21 protein-coding genes, 1 tRNA gene, 1 other RNA gene and 3 pseudogenes are annotated in these 18,380 nt (G+C 72.3%); 11 read left to right on the forward strand and 15 right to left on the reverse strand.

Annotated elements, in window-relative coordinates:
• From GA0074694_RS32490 to ffs, 10 genes and pseudogenes are all read right to left on the reverse strand, one after another.
• On the reverse strand, nt 1-295 hold a 295-nt coding region (locus tag GA0074694_RS32490), incomplete at its 3' end, for a hypothetical protein (RefSeq protein WP_091464499.1).
• 221 nt (nt 296-516) lie between these two features.
• Nucleotides 517-1,443 carry a hypothetical protein gene (locus tag GA0074694_RS31280; protein WP_141713965.1) on the reverse strand — a complete coding sequence of 309 codons (927 nt, stop codon included), beginning with the start codon at nt 1,441-1,443 and terminating at the stop codon, nt 517-519.
• 586 nt (nt 1,444-2,029) lie between these two features.
• Nucleotides 2,030-2,608: pseudogene (locus tag GA0074694_RS34450) on the reverse strand (HNH endonuclease); the annotation flags it as partial.
• Between the two features lie 122 nt (nt 2,609-2,730).
• Nucleotides 2,731-3,018 carry a hypothetical protein gene (locus tag GA0074694_RS30505; protein ID WP_091453211.1) on the reverse strand — a complete coding sequence of 96 codons (288 nt, stop codon included), beginning with the start codon at nt 3,016-3,018 and terminating at the stop codon, nt 2,731-2,733.
• A complete protein-coding gene (locus GA0074694_RS30510) occupies nt 3,018-3,398 on the reverse strand; it encodes a hypothetical protein (RefSeq protein WP_091453214.1) in 381 nt (126 codons plus the stop codon). Before GA0074694_RS30510 ends, GA0074694_RS30505 begins: the two co-directional genes overlap by 1 nt.
• Nucleotides 3,395-3,598 carry a hypothetical protein gene (locus GA0074694_RS30515; protein ID WP_091453217.1) on the reverse strand — a complete coding sequence of 68 codons (204 nt, stop codon included), beginning with the start codon at nt 3,596-3,598 and terminating at the stop codon, nt 3,395-3,397. The genes GA0074694_RS30510 and GA0074694_RS30515 overlap by 4 nt, the downstream gene beginning before the upstream one ends.
• The gene (locus GA0074694_RS31290; protein ID WP_141713968.1) at nt 3,595-3,783 is read right to left on the reverse strand and encodes a hypothetical protein; all 189 of its coding nucleotides are present in this window, start codon (nt 3,781-3,783) and stop codon (nt 3,595-3,597) included. The genes GA0074694_RS30515 and GA0074694_RS31290 overlap by 4 nt, the downstream gene beginning before the upstream one ends.
• Before the next feature lie 4 nt (nt 3,784-3,787).
• Entirely contained in the window at nt 3,788-5,173 is a 1,386-nt protein-coding gene (locus GA0074694_RS30520) for a hypothetical protein (protein ID WP_091453221.1), read from the reverse strand.
• A 119-nt stretch (nt 5,174-5,292) separates the two neighbouring features.
• Nucleotides 5,293-6,864 (reverse strand): annotated as a pseudogene (locus tag GA0074694_RS30525) (DNA polymerase III subunit gamma and tau); the annotation flags it as partial.
• A 112-nt stretch (nt 6,865-6,976) separates the two neighbouring features.
• Nucleotides 6,977-7,067, reverse strand: an RNA gene (gene ffs / locus GA0074694_RS30530) — signal recognition particle sRNA small type.
• 81 nt (nt 7,068-7,148) lie between these two features.
• On the opposite strand from ffs, the gene GA0074694_RS30535 reads away from it, so the two are divergent.
• Nucleotides 7,149-7,233, forward strand: a tRNA-Ser gene (locus GA0074694_RS30535).
• A gap of 82 nt (nt 7,234-7,315) precedes the next feature.
• Here the strand turns inward: GA0074694_RS30535 and GA0074694_RS30540 are convergent.
• Nucleotides 7,316-7,756 carry a hypothetical protein gene (locus GA0074694_RS30540; protein WP_091453105.1) on the reverse strand — a complete coding sequence of 147 codons (441 nt, stop codon included), beginning with the start codon at nt 7,754-7,756 and terminating at the stop codon, nt 7,316-7,318.
• Between the two features lie 431 nt (nt 7,757-8,187).
• On the opposite strand from GA0074694_RS30540, the gene GA0074694_RS30545 reads away from it, so the two are divergent.
• The 10 genes and pseudogenes from GA0074694_RS30545 to GA0074694_RS30570 all read left to right on the forward strand — a co-directional run bounded on the left by GA0074694_RS30545 (nt 8,188) and on the right by GA0074694_RS30570 (nt 15,452).
• The gene (locus tag GA0074694_RS30545) at nt 8,188-9,363 is read left to right on the forward strand and encodes a helix-turn-helix domain-containing protein (protein WP_091453108.1); all 1,176 of its coding nucleotides are present in this window, start codon (nt 8,188-8,190) and stop codon (nt 9,361-9,363) included.
• A gap of 220 nt (nt 9,364-9,583) precedes the next feature.
• Complete coding sequence (locus GA0074694_RS32115; RefSeq protein WP_176737778.1) at nt 9,584-9,751, forward strand: hypothetical protein; 168 nt, start codon at nt 9,584-9,586, stop codon at nt 9,749-9,751.
• On the forward strand, nt 9,741-10,934 hold the full coding sequence (locus GA0074694_RS30550; protein ID WP_176737779.1) for a helix-turn-helix domain-containing protein: 1,194 nt from the start codon (nt 9,741-9,743) through the stop codon (nt 10,932-10,934). Before GA0074694_RS32115 ends, GA0074694_RS30550 begins: the two co-directional genes overlap by 11 nt.
• Nucleotides 10,934-11,098: a hypothetical protein gene (locus GA0074694_RS32120; protein WP_176737722.1), complete on the forward strand. Its 165-nt coding sequence runs from the start codon at nt 10,934-10,936 to the stop codon at nt 11,096-11,098. Before GA0074694_RS30550 ends, GA0074694_RS32120 begins: the two co-directional genes overlap by 1 nt.
• A gap of 114 nt (nt 11,099-11,212) precedes the next feature.
• A complete protein-coding gene (locus GA0074694_RS30555) occupies nt 11,213-11,983 on the forward strand; it encodes a hypothetical protein (RefSeq protein ID WP_091453112.1) in 771 nt (256 codons plus the stop codon).
• A gap of 98 nt (nt 11,984-12,081) precedes the next feature.
• Nucleotides 12,082-12,522: pseudogene (locus tag GA0074694_RS33510) on the forward strand (DUF5956 family protein).
• A 459-nt stretch (nt 12,523-12,981) separates the two neighbouring features.
• Nucleotides 12,982-13,221, forward strand: a complete 240-nt coding sequence (locus tag GA0074694_RS30560) for a hypothetical protein (protein WP_091464503.1) — start codon at nt 12,982-12,984, stop codon at nt 13,219-13,221.
• A gap of 85 nt (nt 13,222-13,306) precedes the next feature.
• The gene (locus GA0074694_RS32130) at nt 13,307-13,474 is read left to right on the forward strand and encodes a hypothetical protein (RefSeq protein WP_176737781.1); all 168 of its coding nucleotides are present in this window, start codon (nt 13,307-13,309) and stop codon (nt 13,472-13,474) included.
• Nucleotides 13,471-13,740, forward strand: coding sequence for a helix-turn-helix domain-containing protein (locus GA0074694_RS30565; RefSeq protein ID WP_176738217.1), 270 nt, complete (start codon nt 13,471-13,473; stop codon nt 13,738-13,740). Before GA0074694_RS32130 ends, GA0074694_RS30565 begins: the two co-directional genes overlap by 4 nt.
• A gap of 323 nt (nt 13,741-14,063) precedes the next feature.
• The gene (locus tag GA0074694_RS30570; RefSeq protein WP_091464511.1) at nt 14,064-15,452 is read left to right on the forward strand and encodes a hypothetical protein; all 1,389 of its coding nucleotides are present in this window, start codon (nt 14,064-14,066) and stop codon (nt 15,450-15,452) included.
• 332 nt (nt 15,453-15,784) lie between these two features.
• Here the strand turns inward: GA0074694_RS30570 and GA0074694_RS30575 are convergent, their stop codons facing one another.
• The 4 genes from GA0074694_RS30575 to GA0074694_RS32135 form a co-directional block, all read right to left on the reverse strand.
• Nucleotides 15,785-16,201 carry a hypothetical protein gene (locus tag GA0074694_RS30575; RefSeq protein WP_091464516.1) on the reverse strand — a complete coding sequence of 139 codons (417 nt, stop codon included), beginning with the start codon at nt 16,199-16,201 and terminating at the stop codon, nt 15,785-15,787.
• Nucleotides 16,202-16,506: 305 nt separating this feature from the next.
• Nucleotides 16,507-17,004, reverse strand: coding sequence for a hypothetical protein (locus GA0074694_RS30580; RefSeq protein ID WP_141714328.1), 498 nt, complete (start codon nt 17,002-17,004; stop codon nt 16,507-16,509).
• Nucleotides 17,005-17,683: 679 nt separating this feature from the next.
• Nucleotides 17,684-18,148 carry a hypothetical protein gene (locus GA0074694_RS31295; RefSeq protein WP_141714329.1) on the reverse strand — a complete coding sequence of 155 codons (465 nt, stop codon included), beginning with the start codon at nt 18,146-18,148 and terminating at the stop codon, nt 17,684-17,686.
• A 16-nt stretch (nt 18,149-18,164) separates the two neighbouring features.
• A partial coding sequence (locus GA0074694_RS32135) for a hypothetical protein (protein WP_176738218.1) occupies nt 18,165-18,380 on the reverse strand: 216 nt, incomplete at its 5' end.

Here is an 18,380-nt window from a genome sequence, read left to right on the forward strand (position 1 = left end):
CGCGCACCATCCGGGACCGCCGCGCCGCCCGGTCGCCCTTGACCTGGTTGCAGCACTGGCCACACGTCGGGCACCGACACGACGAACCGTGCGCCGCCTTGTGGAAGCGAGGGTCGTCCGGGTCCAGGCCCAGACGCAGCAGCACCTTGCGAGGTGGGTCGTGGTCCAGCTCGTACGCACCACCATGGCCACACAACCAGCACGTGGTGGTGGCTGCCTGCAGGTCGACCTTCGCTCTGCGATGGCGTCGGCCCTTGCGGCCTGCTGACCGGGCGACCACGTGCACGCTCCCCATGGGCTGCGGGCTGGCCTGGACAGGGCGGTTGGCTCGTCGGTGCAGACGCGATGGTCTGTCCCTTGGGCTCGCCCACCAGGCGCCCACCGGGAGGTGGCCGCCCTGTCCAGGAGTACGCAGCAGCCCCGCACCAACTGGGTCGGTGCGGGGCTGCTGGTCTGTCATCCTGTGGACGCACTGGTCCTACTGGCAGTGGAGCGTACGCCCTGCTCACAGCGTGATCAAGCCGGGGTGACCTCGACCTCTCCGACCTCGATCCTCTTCGCTCTCTCCGCTGCTCGGCGTGCCCGATCGGCCTCGTCGACGCGCTTCTGTTCGGCGATCTGGTCGAGCAGGTCCAGGACGTCACCGAACCGGTATCGCGGCCGACGCCACTCGTCGACGTCGGCGGCCGCCGGGCCTTCCGCGCCGAACGGCACCACCGGCACGGTGGCCACCCGCAGCCGGCCGCGCTGGACCAGTGCACGCAGTTGTCCGGCGGTGCAGTGCCGGCCGAGACGGACGGCGGCGTGGGCCAGCTGGGTGGCCGTGCCCCGGACGTCGCGGGCCTCGTCGAGCAGCCAGCGGATGCGGGGTCCGGTCTGGTGGGTGGTCTGGCAGCCGGGGCAGCGGACCCACGTCACGCCGGGCCAGGCGTACAGGTCGGTGGTGCAGTGCTGCGCCGGGTCGTCGGCGAGGGGCTCGGCGCAGACACCAGCGAACCACCGGTCGGCCGGGTTCTCGATCAGCCGGGCCATGGCGGCCGCCGCGCCGAGCAGCTCTTCGCCGGCGGCGGTGGCGTCCGGGGTCCGGCGCAGCCAGCCGAGGTGCGCGGCGACGAACCGGGCGGCGGCCGCCACCGGGTGCTCCGGACGGTCGTGGCGGATCGCGTCGCACGACGGGTGACCGCACCGGCCCGGCGCAGCGGCCCACCCGGCACCGGCGCACAGCGGCCCGACCGGGCGGGGCTGCCGCGTCGGCAGCGGGACGCCCCGGGTGCGGGCGATGTGGTCCATCCAGGTCACCACGACGTGCGCGGCGGCCCACGCGGCGGCCGAGGCGTCCAGGTCGACCGGGATAGGCGGCTCGGTCGAGCGAGGGCCGTCCCGGTCGCCGTAGCGAGCCTGCCGGGCGATGTTGACGACCGGCTCGGTGGCGTCGCGTGCCATGTCCCGCACTGCTCGGTGGACGGGGGCATAGCAGGGCTGGCAGACGTTTCCGCCGGTCGGGTCCGGGCGGGTGCACCAGGCACAGGTGGAGCAGGTTGCGGGCGGGGAGGGACGTCTGGTCATGGGTGCTCCGTGCGGTCCTGGTGCTCGGGGTCGGGCTGCGGTGGATGTCCGGCGTGGTGTTCGGGAAGGGGCCGGGAGGTGCGGAGGTACGGGGATCCGTGCAGGGGCCTCGGGGTGTGGTCGGGGGTCCGATGCGGTGGGCGGTAGGTGGTCCGGGGCGTGGGGGACCTAGTGAGGGAGCGGTGCCCGACCCGCCCCGTCCCGTCCCGGGAGACGACGCGACCTGAGTCGGGACGCTGGTGACGGCGCTGGTCGGAAGGCAGACGGGTGCGCTGTTGCCGCTGGTGGCAGGCGTTTCGGTGGGTGGGGGACCTGGATCGGGACCTGAGTGCGGACCTGGGTCGGGACCTGAGTCCGGACCTAGGTCCGGACTCAGGTCTGACGTTGGTCCGGATGCGGGTGGCTGCTCGCCGGGCGCGGGACGCAGCACCATGCCGGCGGCCTCGGGGGTGCGCTTGGACTTGCGGCGGTTGCAGCCGCGGCAGGCCACTACGAGGTTGGACAGGCCGTCGGCGATCTCGGGGTCGACGTGGTCGTAAGTGAGGCCGGCGTCGGAGACCCGGTCGGAGAAGGGGCAGAAGTTGCCGCAGTAGCGGCACACGTCGCGGTCGCGGGCCCGGACGGCCGCCTTCAGGGCGGAGTTCTTCAGCTCCTTGGCCTTGGCCTTGTGGACGTCGTTCTCCGACCGGGACGGGTTGCGGTCGAGGTAGTCGTGGATCAAGTAATCCCAGTCGTCGACCCACGTCCGGCCGTTCATGCACTCGCACCGCTCGCCGTCGTCGCGGCGGTGCAGCAGCGGCGCCCGGCCGTACCGGGCGCGCATGAGCCGCTCGTTGGCCTCGTCCCAGCCGAACAGGTCGAGGATGTCGGCGGTGAGGAACCCGTCGGACCGTTCGCCGGACACCCACGACAGCAGCTGGGTCCACACGCCGAGCGCCTCGGCGCGCTGCTTCTTCGCCCGCAGCCCGGTAGCACCGGGGTCGGCCAGGCCACGGACCTTGACGGACATGGCCAGCCGGTCGTCGATGCGCCCCCAAGGCATTAGCGGCGTCCTTTCGGGACACGACAACTAATGATCAACATCTATGGCTCTCCCGGTATGGCGAGGCGCGGCCACCGGTTCCGGTGGCCGCGCCGGGCGGGCGTGTAGGGGCTGTTTGCAGGTCAGCGGGCGAACGACATGTCTGGTGGAGCGTCGGGCGGGCAGGTGTCGCACCGTGAGCCCGGCAGGCCCCAGACGGGCGTGTAGCAGACGCAGCAGGCCACCATCTCGTAGCCGGCGACCCGGGCCGCCGGCTTCTCGGTGACCTCGGGCGGGGCCTGCCCGGCGAGGGCGGCGTCGACGAGCGCGCGGCCCTTGCGGGCCCGCTCGACGGCCTCCTCCGGGGTGCGGACCTCGCGAACAGCGACGTCGGTCTCCCACTTCGGCCTGCCCCGGTAGCCGCGCTGCATCACGCACCCGCCGAGCCGGCCGGAACGCCAGCGCCGATGACCGCCGTGGTGTCGTCCGCGTTCGCAGCTGCCTCCTGGCGGAGGGCCTCGGCCAGCACCTCCTCGCCGCGTTCGGTCAGCTGGTAGAGGCGCACGCCGTCCCGGTCGTCGGCGTCCTCGGCGAGCCGAACCAGGCGGGCCGCCATGAGCGGACCGAGCCGCCGGCCGGCGCGGCGCAGGCCGAACGGCGGGTCGGGCAGCTTCTCGAAGTCCGGCCGGGTGTAGCGGGGGTCGCTGTGCACGCGGCCCTGCCTGATCGCTACGAGCAGCTCGACGTGTTCGGGGCCGAGGGTGGTCTGCATGAGGGTGTCTCCGATCGTGCTGTTCGGGTTGTGCGTCACGCCGCCGGCTCTTCCTGATCGCCGGCGTCGAGCAGGGCCAGGTGCCGCCGGCGTCGCCGGATCCGGCGCGCAGCGTCGTCCTCCAGCGCTGCCCGCTTCGCCAGGGCCTGCTCGACCGGGTGGGGCGGCTCGGCCGGCGGCAAGGGAGGAGGGCCGTATCGCTCGGTCAGCAGGGCGTCGAGCAGGTCCTGCCGCGTCATGACGGGTCACCCCGGGTGGCGCGCAGGGTGGCGCAGGCAGCGCAGTCACGCGGCTGTAGCCGGACCCGCTTGCGGCCGGTGGCCCGACCGGTGAGGGTGATCCCGCAGATGTGCGGGTACCGCTCGTCGACGGGCACCGGCCGGCCGAGCAGGATGCTCGCGCCGATCCACACTCCGGGCTGCATCGCGTCACCGTGGCCCGTCCTCGACGAGCTGGCCGTCGAGCGCGTCGCCGGCGCGGAGCCCGGCCCGGACGCCGGCGGCGTACAGGGTCGACAGGTCCGCCGGCAGCAGGCCGAGCGCGCACAGCACGTCGAGGGCCTGGTCGACGCCGGCGACGTAGAGCTCCACGCTGTGCACGTCGTAGCGGCCGCCGTCGGAGAGGTAGCGGACGCTGAGGTAGCCGTCGCGGTGCCACTGCACGGCGACCAGCTCGGCCCGGGCCAGCGGGGCCACCCCGGGCGGCGGGGCGAACGGCAGCTCGTACTCGCGCGGCTCGACGCACCACTGCTGGGCGTGCCGGAGGGCGGCCCGGAGGCGGGCGATCTGCGTCAGCGTCAGCTGCGGACGGTCGACGGTGGGGGCGTCCGCCCCGTCGCCGGGGGAAGTCGGCGACGGAGCGGACACGCGGGGCTCGTCGACGACGTCGACGACGACGGCGGGCACCGGCGGGGAAGGCAGTGCAGGGGCGGCGGGGACGTCGACGGCGGCCACGGGCGCGGCGGGCCAGCACCGGGGGCACCACTTCGCGTCGTGCCGCTCCCGGGCCTGCCGGGCGGTCACGATCAGACCGTTACGCGTCGACCTGCGGCACACGGTGAACTCGGCACCGGGCGGCGGGTCGTGCGCCTCAATTCCCCGGCGCGCGATCGCGATCCACACCTCGTCGTCGTCGGCCGGGCCCGCCGGGAGGACCGCGTCGACACGACGCACGAACTCCGGCGCAACCTCGGCGACCGCCGCGATGCGCGCCGCCGGGTCGGTCTCGTACTGCTCGCCGAGGCCGGCCAGCTCGTCCTGGTCGTCGACGTTGGGGTGGGTGTCGCACTCGTCGGCTGGCTCTGCGATGGGCCGCCGGTTGGTGCCGGAACCACCACAGCGCGGGCAGGTGTTCTTCGTGCCCTCGAACCACTTTCCGCAGCCAAAGCACTGCCACGACCAGCGGTCGGGCTCGACGGCCGGGGTCGGGCGGGTTGCTGGCCGCTGGCGGCCGTCCAGCGACATGACCGTAGCGGGGAGCGCGTCTGTCTCAGCTGAGACAGACGCGACGTCCCGGGCGGCGGTGGAGTGGCTGATCCCGAGGGCGGTGCCGATCGCGCGGGTGGACATGCCGACCAGCCGCAGCGCGGTGACGGCCTGGCGGCGGTGGACCTCGGTCAGCCTCAGCCGCGCGCCGATCTCCTCGTCGACGTACGCCTCCCACGACGCGTAGCCGAGGACCTCCCAATCGCCGCGCTCCCACGCGAGCGCGATTTCCTGGACCGTCTCCAGCCAGTCCTGCAAGCCCTGCCGGATCCGGTCGGCGCGGGCCCGCGCGACCGGCACCGTCGAGCGGATCTCCACCACGGCGTTCACCGGTTCTCCCCTCTGGTGCGCGCGACGGCCGCCGGGTCGAGGCGCAGGGTCGGGGCGTCAACGGGGGTGGCCGGTCGCCAGCCGGCTGGCCACCACCAGCCGCCCGGGTCGCGGTGGGCGTCACCGTCCAGGTCACGGACGACCGCGTCGCGCATCAGCGCGGCGATCTTCTTGTGGCTCCGGTTGACCTTGCCGACGACGTCGCCCCAGACCCGGCGGACCGAGACCGCGTCGACCGTCCCGGAGGGCGGGGCGTCGGGGCGAGGCGGGGCGGGGGTGGCCGGATCCGGCATCACCGCCTCCGGTGGCACCGTCCGGTGCGGCGCGGCCGGCTCAGGGGCGGCGGTGGTCGGCACCCGGTCGACGCCAGCCGCCGGAACGCGTTCCGCAGCAGTGCCCCGCGACGGCGCAGGTGCGCCCCGGTCGGTCACCGGAGCCACCGGGGCGGGTGCGGCTTCCGGGCGGGCCGGCGCGGTGGGCCCGGGGTGGGCCGGCGCGACGTCGACGGCCGGACCGGAGGCGGGGACACCCAGGGTGAGCCGGCGTTCCATCCGCTCCAGGCGTTGCAGCAGGCCACCGGCGGAGTCGTCGACACCGGGCAGGAGCATCCGGGCGCAGATCAGCTCCAGCAGCAGCCGGGGGGCGGTGGCGCCGCGCATCTCGACCAGACCGTTGTGCACGATGTCGGCACATCGGGACAGCGTCGCCGGGCCGAGCCGTTGGGCCTGGGCGGTCATCCGCTCGATCTGGTCGGCCGGGCCGTCGATCAGGCCCTTGTCGGCGGCGTCCGGCACCTGCTGGAGCACGATCAGGTCGCGGAGGCGTTCGAGCAGGTCCGAGGCGAACCGACGGGGGTCGTGCCCGGCCTCGGCCACCCGGTCGACGGTGGCGTACGCCGCCGCGCCGTCCCCGGCCGCCAGGGCGTCGCACATCTCGTCGATCAGCGCGGCGTCGGTGACGCCGAGCAGGGCGGCGGCCCGGGCGTAGCTGACCCCCTCCGGTCCCGCCCCGGCGATGAGCTGGTCGAGCACGGAGAGGCTGTCCCGGGCGCTGCCACCGCCGGCCCGCACCACCAGCGGGAAGACCGCCGGGTCGACCGTGACCCCCTCCGACTCGCACAACTGCTCCAGGTACGGCCGGAGCGTCTTCGGCGGGATCAGCCGGAACGGGTAGTGGTGGGTCCGCGACTTGATCGTGCCGAGGACCTTCTCCGGCTCGGTGGTCGCGAAGATGAACTTGACGTACTCCGGGGGCTCCTCGACCAGCTTGAGCAGGGCGTTGAAGCCGGCCGACGAGACCATGTGCGCCTCGTCGATTACGTAGATCTTGAAGCGGCTGTTGGCCGGGGCGAAGAACGCCTTCTCGCGCAGTTCGCGGGCGTCGTCCACGCCGCCGTGGCTGGCCGCGTCGATCTCGATGACGTCGATCGAGCCGGCGCCGTCGCTGGTCAGCGACCGGCAGGAGCCGCACTGACCGCACGGCTCCGGGGTGGGGCCCTGCTCGCAGTTGAGCGAGCGGGCCAGGATCCGCGCGCTGGAGGTCTTGCCGCAGCCCCGGGGGCCGGAGAAGAGGTACGCGTGGTTGAGTCGACCGCTGCGCAGCGCCTGCGACAGCGGCTCGGTCACGTGCTCCTGCCCGATGACCTCCGCGAACGTGCGCGGCCGGTACTTGCGGTAGAGCGCCAGTGCCACCCGTCCCGCCTCCTCTCGACCGAGCCATTCTGCGCCGGCCTGCCACGGGTGACCACCCACCCCGCCGGCCGGACGCCGATCGGAGGGAGACGCTATCGGGCACCGGAGACAGAAAGGCCCCCCGTGCACCCGTCAGAGCCCGCTTATCCTTGCTGCCTTCCGGCCCTGGGGAGGTTCACGAGATGCACGCCGCACGGGGGGTGCACCAAGCGTACCCGACCCCCGGACGATCTTCAGGGGGTGGTGGGGTGAACGAGCCGGACGGGACCTGTATCCTGTTCGACGGAGGATTCGCCTAGAGGCCTAGGGCGCACGCTTGGAAAGCGTGTTGGGTTCACACCCTCACGAGTTCGAATCTCGTATCCTCCGCTGGAGATTGGTAAGCGTTGAAGCAGGTCAGGCCCGGTCTTTGGACCGGGCCTGACGATCTTTAGGGGACAGGTAGGGGAAGTCAGCCGCGCTGGTGCCCCGGGCGCGAGCGTCGAGGGATCCGGGACACCTCGGCCAACCGCTTGCGGACGCCGGCGACGTAGCCGCGCGCCTCGGCCTCACGGACCGCCCGCTCCTGCTCCACCAGCGCCCGACTAGTGGCTTCGGCCCTTCCGCGCTGGTATGCCTGCCTCACCTCCAGGGCGTGGCGCTCCTCGTCTGCCTCAATGTCCGCCGCCATCATGTCGATCACACCGAGATGATGCCGCACTTCGTCCAGCACCGCCCGAAGGCGGCGATCATACGAATCGACGACAGCCACGAGCAGCATGCCGACTGGCAGGAGGGCGGCAGCCACCATCGCGGCCAGGAGGCTTGCCTCGATGGCCGTGACGCCGGCAGTCAGACAGCCGGCTCCAATGCAGCCGATGCCTGTGGTACGCGGGGAGGGATGGATACGCATGGGCGCACTCCTGGGTGGATGAGTCCTTACAGTGATCAACTCACAGCGGTGAGTCATTGAAACACCCGTACCGATCCGCCACGTCCCCACTGGCGGGGGCCATCACCTCGACCAGCGCGCAACTAGTTGACGATGCACGATCTTCACGCTATGGAACACACAGAGCGTGAAAACCCGCTGCGGGACCGAAGCCGCAACGATCGGGAGTGACGCACGCTCGGTGATCAATCTGATACATCACTGGCAATCCCTTCGCAGCGCGCTCCGCTGACTGATTTCACGCATCGCGCAAGAGATCCCGGCCCACCAGGTCGAAACGGTCACCAAGACGTTGCACTCAAGCGGATTTTCCGACGTACCGTCCGAAGTGGCGGCCCGCCGGGGTAGAGGCCGGCGGGCCGCCGCCCAGCCCTCTACCTGGGAGGAACCCCATGGACAGTCTCGGCCGCCAGATCGCCAAGATCCGGGGTAGACGCGGCATGTCGCAACGCGAGCTGGCCGCCGCCGCCGGCGTCAGCGTCGACCTGGTCTCGAAGCTAGAGCAGGGCCAGAGGAAAAGCGCCCGCTTGGAGTCCGTGGCCGCGCTTGCTCACGCGCTCGACGTCACGCCCGCCGAGCTGCTCGGCAAGCCGCGCGGCCTGGCCGCCGGCGCGGAGGACGGGGAGATCGGCGCGATCCGCCGGGCGGTGCTCGGTCTACGCCCGGACCACCAGGACCCGCCCACCCGGGCAGCCCAGACCGCCGCCATCGACGACCTCTGGTCGGCGTACTGGTCAGGGCGGTACGCGCACCTCGCCCGACAGCTGCCAGACCGTGTCGACCAGGCCCGCGCGCTCACCCGTGACGGCCGGCCCGCCGACCACGCGCTGCTCGCCAGCGCCCTCCAGCTCACTGGGAGCCTGCTCGCCCACCTCGCGCATGAAGACCTGGCCCATCTGGCGCTGACTGAGGCCGGACGCGCGGCCGAGGCCAGCGGGGACCACCTGCTCCACGCCGCACAACAGGCCACCCGGTCCTGGGTGCTGTCCCGACAGGGCCTCTGGTCCGAGGCGGAACACGTGGCGATTACGGCTGCGGCCTCCGTGGAGCCGACGCTGTCCCGGTCATCCGTCGACCAGGTTGCACTGTGGGGCGAGCTGCTCCGGTACGGCACCACAGCGGTGGCCCGATCCGGGCGGCAGGCTGAGGCGACCGAGCTACTCGGCCTCGTCGGCGCAGCGGCGTCCCGGATGGGCCACGACCAGGCCACGCGGTACGTCGGCCGGGCGTTCGGGCCGACGGTGGCTCGGATGAAGGCGGTGGACGTGGCGGTCTCGGGCGGCCAGCCGCGCCGCGCTATTCGGCTAGCCGACCAGGTGGAGCACCCGGAGGCGGCTCCGACCGCGATGCACGCCCGGTACCTGCTCAACGTGGCGTGGGCGCAGACGATGGACTGGCGATCCCAGGACGCGGTGGACACTCTCCGGCGGGTCGAAGCACTCACGCCGGAGCTGCTGCTCCATCAGACACTCGCTCACACGATCGTGGCCGAGCTGCTCCCGCGCCGGCACCGGCAGCGGCTCCCCGGGCTGGCGGCCCTCGCCGACCGCATGGGCGTGCCTAGGTAGGACGTCCGGTACCTGCCTGACTGGCCGGTTGCTGTCCAACTAGGACGCCCTGTCCCACTCCACTACACCTGACCGCCGATAGCGTCCGTGACAGGGCGTGATCAGGCGATCTCCGTCAGCTTCGGTGGTAATGGCCGCGGTCGCGCCCGCCAGCCGGGCGCGGCGGTGGTCGGTCCTTCCAAGAGCACCCGCCGCCGCGCCCCCTCACAGAGGGGCGCAGGTGGACGGCGCACAGCAGAACCCGGCACCGAACCGGGGCGAGCAGATCGACCAGGCGGAACGTGAGGCGGCGAAGCAACGGATCCTCGCACTCGCCGAAGATGACCGGGTGCCCGTTGACGACGTGACCCGGGCCGTACCCGACCGGCGGTGGCGCCGTGGACGTTGACGAACTGCCCATCGGCCGGCGCGTCGCCCAGTGGCGCATGCGGCGCAAGATGTCCCAGCAGGTGTTCGCCGACAGGCTCGGCAAGTCGAAGAGCTGGGTCGATAAGGTGGAGCGGGGTGTCCGCTCGCTCGACAAGGTCTCCACCATCCAGGACATCGCCGCCGTCCTGCGCATCGACACCGCGGTGCTGCTCGGCCGGGACGCCCAGCCGGACAGCGCCACTGAGCGGGTCGACGCCGTCGACCGGATCCGGGCCGCGCTGTCGACGTACGAGGTCGCGCTGGCCCGACCGGGCGCGCCGCTCGCCGTGGTGCCCGCCGGCGAGCTGGCCGGCCGGGTCGAGCACGCCTGGATCACCTACCAGCGTGCCCGGTATCCCCAGCTGATCGCGCTGCTTCCGGACCTGCTGGGCACCGCGCAGCGCACCCACGCCCACGGTCCGGTGTCGGGCCGGGCGCCGCTGGTGGAGGCGTACCGGATCACCGCCTCCCTGCTGGTAAAGCTCGGCGAGGCGGACCTTGCGTGGCTCGCCGCCGACCGGGCCATGGCGGTGGCCACAGGCGACCCGGTGCTGGTGGCCACCGCGGCCGTGCAGCTCGGCCACGCCCTGCGCGCGGCCGGCCGGGGGCGGGCGGCGATGTCGGCGGTGCTGGCCGCCGCGTACCGGATCGCCCCGCCCGTGATCGAGTACGGCACTCCACCCGAGCTGTCCCTCTGCGGCACGCTGCTGGTACAGGCCGCCCTGGCCGCCGCCCGCGACGGGGACGACTGCACCACCGTCGAGCTGATCGACGAGGCCGCCGACATGGCCGCCCGGGTGGGCGACGGCCACGACCACCACCGGACCGCGTTCGGGCCGACGGCTGTCGACCTGGCCCGGGTCACGGCGGCGATCGAGCTGGGCGAACGTGACGCGGTCGCCTGGCACGAGAAGGCGACCACGCAGTACGGCTGGCAGTGCCTGCCAGTCGAGCACCGGGCCGGGCATCTCGTCGACGCCGCCCGCGCCTACCTCCAAGCCGACGATCCGGCCGCCGCTGGTCGCGCCCTGGTCGACGCCGGCCGGCTCGCCCCGGCCGAGATGGACCGGCCGGCCGCGCGGGACGTGCTGGCCAGGGTGGTGCGCTGCCCCGACGTCCCGCCGACCGTGACCCGGCTGGCCACCACTCTGGGAGTCGCGTGATGACCGCACCGTTCCTGTCCCTGGCGCAGATCCGCAACCGGTTGCTGCTGTCCGTGCGGTACCACCAGCCCGGCCGGGACGGCCGGTGCCGAGTGTGCCGGGTGCCCGACTGCAAGGTGCGCCGCCACCTGGCTCGGGTTGACTCGTCGAGGGCGCCGCGATGACGCCGGCCATCCGCGACCACCGGTGCCGCGGCCCCCCGAGTCCGGTACCGCTCACCCGCGATCACCACCCGGCACAGCGCAGCAAGCCCGGTTCACACCGTCACGGAGGACAACTTGAGCGCCATCAGATCCATCGGAGCGGCACTGGCCGCCCTGACCATCGCCATCCTGCACGCCCCTACACCCGCCAGTGCCGGCCTGGCCCCGGCAACCGAACCGCAGCCCGAGGCTTGTGTCAGTCTCGCGTTGAGCCGAGGCGCGGACATCTGGACCTGCACCAGCGAGATGCTGGTGGAGGTCGACGTGAATGACCAGGGCGAGCCGCAACCGCCCGTCTACACGCCGATCGAACAGCCGATCGTCTCGTCGGAGCCGGCCGCCACGGCGGGCGAGGGCGTGACCGACGACTGGGACACCTGGTGCGAGACGGGGAGCATCTGCCGTCGCTGGATCAACTCGGGTGCGTCCGAGACGAAGGGCAACGCGGCGTACGGGAACCAGTCCGGCGTGATCGGCACCTACGACCTGGTGATTCGCACCAACATGAACGGCCGGTACGCCAACCACGGGCTCGCGTTGATCTGGGATTCGGGGCCGAGCCTCGACTTCAACGACGTGTACGTGCGGTGCCGGGAGGACCGGAACAACTTGCCGGACAACAACTGCGGTGACCACTACGCCGGGGGGCCACTCATCAGCGCCGGCACCTGGCGCTGGAACTCCGGCACGGTGCTTGGCAACAAGCTGAACAACGCGAACCCCTACTTCGCTGAGGTCACCGCGAACTTCATCCCCACCGGGTACCCGTTCTACATCGCCGCGCCGCTGCGGACGATGAAATGGACGTGCCCGAGCAACCTCGCCAATCCCTGTTACTTCCCCTAATCGGCGGGCTGGGCTGGGATGATGGGTCGGGGTCGGCGCGGTCGACGCCGGCCCATCGTCTCGTGGGAGGCAGCGTGAACAGCCAGCCGGGTACCCCGATGAGCGGGTGGGACGAGGTCCCCACCTGGCCGGACCCGCCCGCCGGTGGCAGCTACCACGAGCTGACCGACAACGGGCTGGGGGCCCTCATCGGGTGGTTGAGTGGCGCAGGACGGCTCGTGCGGTCCCCGGACCGTCTCCCCACATGACCATCGAGGAGTGCACCGGCCCGGCCGGGACACTCGGACGGTCCGGCCTCGGTCCCCTGAGGACCAGCAGTTATCGACGACGGGGTCAACGACTACCTGCGTGACGCCGGTATCCCGGATCGGCCGACCGGGTACCGGTGGTTCCTGCGGCTGCCGGACGGCTACAGCGGCGAGCAGGTCGAGTCCGCAGTCATCAGGGCGGTGGGGCAACTGCCGGCCGACCATGTGCGGCCGGCGCAGTTCGCTCCGCGGATTCGCGAGGTCCTTGAGGACGTCTACGCCGGCAGGTAGCACAGCGCGGCGGACGGTGGGGCCTTGTCCACAGTCGGAAGTTATCCACAACCGGACCCGGCCGGGTTGCCTCGAGGAAGCGGGGCCGGCACGCTGGCCAGGTCGGCGCGGTCACCCTCCAGCCGCCGGCCACACCTGCGGGGCGGTGGGGCGGCTCGGTCGGCAGGCACCGGCAGTCCGGGCCCGGACACCGCACCGCCCCCGCCAGCTCGGCGGGGCGGTGGCCGTTGATCTACTCGGCGGCGGGGCTGGCGTGCCAGCGTTAGCGGCTGCGGTGTTGGCCTCCGGTGGGCCTGCATGTGGGCGTCCCGGTAGCGGAGGCCGCGCACCAACAGTTCGACGATCCGGTTGCTGATCTCGTCCCTGCTCATCTCGTTTCCCCTCACCCTTGCCGCTTTGTGTACCACAATAATAGGGCGGTCGAGTGTGTCGACGCAAGCCTTGTGGTGAACGTTTTTTGTGGTACAGTTTCGGCATGGAGATCAGGAACCGCCCAAAGCGTCGGGGCCGACCGGCCACCGAGTCACGCCGAAGCGGAACATCCGGCTCGGAGCCACCTGGGACCGCGCCGAGGAACTCGGCCGCCAGCTCGCCGAGCTGCGCGGTGAGAAGTTCTCGATGACCGCGTACGTCGAGGAGGCGCTGCGCCGGGAGAACGCCCGAATCGAGCGCGAGCTGCGGCGCAGCGGTAACGCCTGACCCACCCACCCGACAACAAGTCGGGCCCGGACGCGGTGCTGGTAACACCGGCCGGGCCCTTGATCGACTGTCTAGGAGTCGACCCGTGCACATCATCGCTGACGCGCGCTCCTGCGCGCACACCACCCCGACCCGGCGTGGGGTGGCCAGCTACGCCGGCCCCGCCTCCGGGCTCCGGGCTGCCCTGCTGACCAGCGCCGCCCTCGGTCGTCCGACCGTCGCCACCGCGCTGACCGCCGGGGGTGCCCGGTGAGCCAGCACGTCAAGGCGGCCCTGCTCGCCAGCAAGGGCCTCAGCAAGACCGATCGCGGCGTCCTGGTCGCCATCGCCGCCCACATGAACAAGGCCGGCGACGCCTGGCCGTCGGTCGCCACGATCGCCGAGTACGCCGACTGCTCCGAGCGCACCGTCCAACGGTCCATCGCCCGACTCATCAACCTCGGCCGGATCGTCTGGCGCCACGTCGCCGGCCGCGCCACCCGCACGTACCGGCTCGTCGTCGCCGCCGTCCGAGGGTGACGACCACGGGCCCGGGGGTGACAAACCAGCGCGCCGAGGTGTCAGATTCGGCCGCCGAGGTGCCACCCTGGCTGTCACCCGAAGTGGTGAAGAGAGTTTGAAGGGAAGGGGTCCGGGTCCGCACCTCGCGATGAGCACGGCCGCCTGGCCTGGTGGCAGTTCAAGCGATCCAGGACCGAGTCTCAGCGTCCGTCGTACCCGGGCGGCGAGGAGCTGCGCTCCCGCCCCACCGGCACGGCGAAGTGCCAGAAGCCTGGTCACGAGGGGCAGCCCCTCCACAACTGCGGCCCGTGCCGCGGCGAGCAGAACGGCGGAGGCGTGCGGTGAAGCTGCTGACCCGCCCCCGGCTGACCGCCGAGGAGATCGCCGCCGCCCGCTCCGCCGAGGTCCGCGCCGACGTCGACCGGGCCCGCCAGCTCGACGCGCTCCAGCGTGAGCGGGCCGCCGCTGACCGGGCCGAGGAACGCCGTGCCGAGCGCGATCGGGCCCGCGCCGAGAAGCGCAGGCGCAAGGCACTGGCGAAGGCCCGTGCGCAGCGCCGTGCCCGCCGGCGTGCGCTCGCCAGCGTGGTGCGCACGGTCGGGCCGCTGCTGCTGGTCAACCTCGCCGCCATCGGTGGTCAGGCAGCGTATGGGTTCACCAGGACGCCGGCGGCGTGGCCGGTGCTGGCGCGGCTGCTGGTCGCGGTCGTCTACGCCGCCACCGTGGAATCGATCTCGCTTTATGTAAACTGGCATGCGCACGACGCGTTGCTCAACGACTCGCCGAGCACCGCCGCGGCGATGCGCCGGCGCGCGTACGGCATCGCGGCCGTGGTGGCGGTCGTCAACTACAGCCATTTCGACGACGAGGGCTGGACGCCAACGCCGTTCGCCGTCGGCAGCGGTATGGCGTCGTTGCTGTCTCCCTGGTTGTGGGGCCTGCACACCCGCCGGGCACACGACATGCAGTTGCTGCGCCAGGAGCTGCGCGACGAGACCGGCGCAACGTTCGACCGACGGCGGAAGCGCGCCTTCCCTGTCCGCACCTGGCGTGCGCAGCGCTGGTCGATCGAGCACAGCGTGCGCGACCCGCGCGAGGCGTGGACCGGCTACCACGCCGAGCGGGCCGCGCGCCTCGCCGCACTGCCTGGCGGCCGGCTGCGCACCGCCCTGGCCGTGCTGCGCGGGCTGGACTTGCGCGCCCAGGCTGCGCCAGCCGAGCCCACGCCGGAGCCGGTGAGCCTCGACGACCCGGACATCCAGGCGTGCGCCGAGGTGCGCGAGAGGATGCGCGGCATCCGTGACCGGTACGGTGCCGGCGCCGCCCGGATCGCGGCAGCCGACCGCGACCCACGCCGGTGGATCGACCTGCGCGCGGCGGGTTGTGGGACCTCGTTGACGCGACGCACGAGCCTGCGCACGTGCGCCGCCCTGCGCCCGCTGCGCATCCTGCGCCGGTGGAAGCTGCGCAGCACTGTGCGCAGACGGATGCACCGGATGCGCGGACCGGTGCGCAGAGGGTCGACGCGCCGCCGTTACCCGGCCTCGACGACGCGCCCGGCGGCGACGGACGTCCGCCGGTGTCGCCCCGGACGGCGGCTCGGCTGGCCGAGGCGTACGACCGGTTTGTGGCCGAGCACGGACGCGCGCCGCTCGGCCGGGACCTGGCGAAGGCGACGGGTGTGCACGTGCGACCGCGAACCGGTGGAAGCGCGCCGCCGGCCGAAGTAGTCCGAACACGACGACGTGCCCCCGCCCTTCCGTGGGAGGACGGGGGCACGGCTCGGACGCCGGTCAGTACGTGCGGTCGTCGCCAGCCGATGGGGCCGGCGCGGCGGCGAGCCACGGCACGTACGTACGGAGCCAGGCATCGACGCCGGGGACCGCCAGCACCCGGGTGACGGCGGCCGCGACGGTCACGCTTTGGGCGACGGCCGGGACGGTCGACGCCGGCGGTGACCGCCACGGTGGGCAGCAGGGTCAGCGCCGACGCCGGCGGCGAACGGTCCGGGCGGTGGCCCGCCACGGGTGGCGGGTTTGGGTAGGCTCCATCGGTCCTCCGATCAGGTGTGGGGCTGTTGGTAAGTCGGTTTTGACCTTCCTTGCAGCTCCTGCGTGGCTCCGTGTCGGGTCGGGGTCGCACCGCACGCTGGCCAGCTCGCGACGCGGGACTCCAGTTCCAGCACCCGGGTGCGGAGCCGCTCTTCCTCGGCGGAGGTGATTCGCAGCGATTCGCGGGTGGTGTCTAGGTCGGCCTTGACGCGGGCCAACTCGTTCCGCAAATCATCGGTGAGCTGCTGGTAGATGTCCTGCCTCACGAGAGCGGTCTGCACCTTGAGCTGCTCGGCCTGTGCCTCGGTTTGCTTGATCTGCGCCGCGCGGAGCCGCCGGCCGAGGATGTGCGCGACGATGGTGCCCGTGGCACCGGCACCGACCACGCCAGCCGATGTGACCACCGCGATCAGCACGCCGGTGTCCACAGGGCCTACTTCGCGGCGGGACGGCCTGGCCGAGCAGCTGGGCGAACTCGCGGGCGAGGCCTCGCCGATCTCGGTGGCGGTGACCTCGGGGCCCAGCTCCGTGGCGACGCCTGGGCGAGGGTCGGGGCGATCTGCTGGAGGTAGGCGAGCGTCTCGCGTCGGGTCTGCTCGCCCTGGCGCGGATCTCGGCCACCACCTTGTCGGTGTCGTCGGCGGCCACGCCGGACAGGATCGTGTTGAGCACGTTGAGGGTGCTCAGGCCAGCGGGGATGCCGCCGCCGGTGTACTGCCAGGCAGGGCGCGCATCAACTTCGACACCGTGGGGTCCTGGAGGATCTTGACGAATTGCTGGGGGTCATTGCCGTTCCTTCCATGAGTGCTGCAAGCCCGAAGGGGCGGCCGTCTTCGTCTCCGTCCGGGTGTCCGGACAGGTGCGCGTGCTCGTTGTGCGGGTTGCTGCCGGCGTAGGTCCGGGCCTCCCACCCGGAGGACGCCGCCCAGATCACGCCGCGGTAGATGATGTAGATCAGCCGGCGTTCCAGGCCGGCTCGGCACCGGCCGACCAGGTGCGCGACGAGCATCTGCATCGTTAGGCCGGGCACGTTGAGGTCGGCGTCGATGTCGAACGCTCTGACCTCGTTCTTGCTGTCGGCGTCCGTGCGCTCCGAGCGGCCCGACTCGTCGGGGTTGTGCCCCGACTTCGAGTCCTGGTGTGCCTGGTCGCCGATCGTGCCGTCGCTGGTTTTGTCTCGGCGTGGCGCGATTTCCTCCAGCTCTCGCCGCAGCTGGATGATCCACGCCACCAGCGCCCACGCCGGGGCCATCAGGCGTTGCCGTACTGGTGTGCGGCCGGGTCGGCGGGGGGCGTACTCGCCGAGGACGTCGCGCTCGTCGACGGCGTCCCCGCTGATCTCGTCCGGGTCCTCGTCGATGCCGGGGGTGATGACGATGCGTGGCTGGTCGGCTCGGGCATGGTTCTCCTCCGTCGCGTGGGTGTCGGGTATTGGTCAGGGGTCGATGGGCCGGGTCGGTCGGCGTGCTCGGGTAGGGCACACTGAACGTCGTGAATGGACTGAGAAAGCAGTTGGCTGTCGGGTTCGTCGCGCTCGCGGCCGCCGGGGTCATCGGTGGGTGACGGCGGTGTCGTTGGTGAGCGGCGACCGGCCGGCTCAGCAGGTGCGGACCGTGTCGGATGAGGGCGACGTCGCGCCGACCACGGAGGTGCGGAGCCCGACGCGGCGACCGGGCCGGTGGCCACCACGGCTCCCGCGCCGTCGGCGACGTCGTCGACGGCGGCCGTGACGAAGAGCGGGAAGAGCACCGTGACGGAGGTCGAGCCGACCACCGCGCCGCCGACCACGCCGCCGGCGGCGACGGAAGAGCCGACGCGGATGCCCCGGAGACGCCGCCGCGGATGACCACGGCGCCGCCTCCGCCGATGCAGTGCCTGCCGCAGGAGATCGGGATTAACCCCGCTGCCCGTCACCGCCGGCTTAGGACTGCTGGGTCCACGACGCGGTGACCATCGCCCGGACGGCGGCCCGTGCCAGCGGTGCGCCGTCCGGCGACGCTCATACCGAGGATCTCGCCGAAGTCGCCGGCTGGCAGCGGCAGCGGTCCGATGTCGGTGAATCCCACGGAGAAGCCGACGGCGATGGTGGGGCCAAGCTGGTGCCGTCGCACATCAGCCGTACCTCGCCGGTGGTGCCGGACGCGTCGGTGTGTGGCGCAGCCGTACGAACAGGCGCGGCTGTTGGCGGGGCACGGCGGTCTCCACCAGCGGGCTGAACGAGGATTCCGTAGTGCCAGGCCACTGGTGTAGTCGGATCCGGCCCAGGTGACGGGTAGCCAGGGACGGGCGATGCCCTGCCCAGAGACCTCGTCGGTGGACAGGACGATGTGCCCCTGCCGGTCCCACACGGCCCAGATGCCGTCGAAGAGGCTCATGGCCACGCCGCTGCCCTCAGCGCTGGACCGGTAGGCGACCAGGCCCGGTTTCGTGTCGGTCGAACGGGACTCGGCCGAGGCGGACGATGATGCTGCCGTCGGGTGCCTCGACGATGACCTCTCTCGCCTTGACGGTGATGCCGCCGGCACCGATGCTCGCCGACGCCAGCCGGCGGCCGGCGAGCAGTTCACGGACCTGCCGTTCCAGGTCGGTGATACGGCGGACCAGCCA

It is taken from the genome of Micromonospora inyonensis, from assembly GCF_900091415.1.
Taxonomy (GTDB): domain Bacteria; phylum Actinomycetota; class Actinomycetes; order Mycobacteriales; family Micromonosporaceae; genus Micromonospora; species Micromonospora inyonensis.

Excerpts from the sequence above, each read along its gene's own strand:
- GA0074694_RS31295 (WP_141714329.1), bottom strand. The coding sequence starts at position 18,148 with ATGAGCCTCTTCGACGGCATCTGGGCCGTGTGGGACCGGCAGGGGCAC.
- GA0074694_RS30505 (WP_091453211.1), bottom strand. The coding sequence starts at position 3,018 with ATGCAGCGCGGCTACCGGGGCAGGCCGAAGTGGGAGACCGACGTCGCT.
- GA0074694_RS30540 (WP_091453105.1), bottom strand. The coding sequence starts at position 7,756 with ATGCGTATCCATCCCTCCCCGCGTACCACAGGCATCGGCTGCATTGGA.
- GA0074694_RS30545 (WP_091453108.1), top strand. The coding sequence starts at position 8,188 with ATGGACAGTCTCGGCCGCCAGATCGCCAAGATCCGGGGTAGACGCGGC.
- GA0074694_RS32120 (WP_176737722.1), top strand. The coding sequence starts at position 10,934 with ATGACCGCACCGTTCCTGTCCCTGGCGCAGATCCGCAACCGGTTGCTG.
- GA0074694_RS31280 (WP_141713965.1), bottom strand. The coding sequence starts at position 1,443 with ATGGCACGCGACGCCACCGAGCCGGTCGTCAACATCGCCCGGCAGGCT.
- GA0074694_RS31290 (WP_141713968.1), bottom strand. The coding sequence starts at position 3,783 with ATGCAGCCCGGAGTGTGGATCGGCGCGAGCATCCTGCTCGGCCGGCCG.
- GA0074694_RS30515 (WP_091453217.1), bottom strand. The coding sequence starts at position 3,598 with ATGACGCGGCAGGACCTGCTCGACGCCCTGCTGACCGAGCGATACGGC.